1 protein-coding gene is annotated in these 1,359 nt (G+C 45.5%); it reads left to right on the top strand.

Annotated features, from left to right (window positions below; translation table 11 throughout):
* Positions 1-1,273 (top strand): hypothetical protein (locus GA0061081_RS11110; RefSeq protein ID WP_167349345.1); only part of this gene is annotated, 1,273 nt, incomplete at its 5' end.
* Positions 1,274-1,359: the final 86 nt, after the last annotated feature.

Here is a 1,359-nt window from a genome sequence, read left to right on the forward strand (position 1 = left end):
AACTTTTGACAATGGTCGAACAAGGGCCACATCAACGGATAAATTGTTGTCAATTCGGTTGCAGGATGGTCGGGTAATCACGCCGTCAACCAATCCAACAAGTTCAACAAATCCAATCAGTTTGCCGTACGTTGGGAGTAATTTAAGTTATATAGAAATGATAGTCCCATCATCAACTAATTCAGTGAGTTTAAGTGATTTGGTCACAAGGTATAATTATTGGCGAGATGATGATGGAGATGAGCCGGCTGTAAATGGTGTATCTGGGAGTATATCGGTATCGTTTACGGATAAGGATGGCAATACAGTTAGTCGTAACGATGCATTGGATATATGTAAGGCACCTTATAGGGTAAGATTAAGTAGTACAGGGGGATATTTACAGACCCAGTACGGGGTTCCTAGTAGAACCAGTTTTAGTGGAGCTACGGTGGATTATTATATTAATCCGTATGACAGTGGTCCTGTTGTTTGTCACGCAAGGCCTAATCTTGTTGATGGCACAGGCAGTTACGCAGGCCCATCTAACATATGGAATCCTGATAAGGGTTTTTTAACTCAGTCTAACGATTCTGCATCTTACGGCCAAAACTTTCCAACTACAGGTGCCGATGGATTGTATTTTGATTTGCTCATAGGTGGAGTGGATGGAAGTCAGTTGACGTGGTCTCCGGTCACGCGTGGTGGAATAACGGCTACGGTGACAAGTGTAGCAGCTAATGATAGGTGGATTCCTGGTGTTGATAGAGAAAAAGTTGTCGCACGTGTTAGGTTAAGAGGTCCTAGGGCTAGTAGTTCTCAGATAAGTTCAAGTAGTCCTAGTAGACTTACCGTACCATCTTTGCCACAGACCTTTGAGTTGGTCGGTAGTGATGGTCGAGGTAATGAGGTTCGTTATGGATTTGTGTTAAAGCAGTGGTTCGTCCATCGGGGTAATGGGAATACTCAGTCTAATCAAAAATCTTGGTGTCGTGGTTTGGGTTATCGTCTTGCTAGGGTAAGTGATTTAACCAATGCAGTCAGAACTGATTATCCTCCTATTTCTGGCGCCTTGCCTCATTCATCTGATAATAGTTATATGCGTCACATAGGTGCTGGTTTTTTCACGGAGTGGGGCACCATGCACAACTACGCTGCTGCGGGCTTCGACTTCATCAACTACTGGACGAGTGACGCTACAGGTCGCAATGGCTTCGCTGTCTACTCGGACAGCGGCGGCGTTAACAGCCGCAGTGTTTCCGGCAGCTACTATGCTGTTTGCACCGCACCTTAGTTTTTAGCGTTTAGTCCTTAATCCTTGGGCCGCGGGGGCGGTTATGGTGCCTGAGAGGACAATCTAACAAAGAATAACGCCCCCGC

It is taken from the genome of Gilliamella bombicola (assembly GCF_900094945.1).
Lineage (GTDB): Bacteria > Pseudomonadota > Gammaproteobacteria > Enterobacterales > Orbaceae > Gilliamella > Gilliamella bombicola.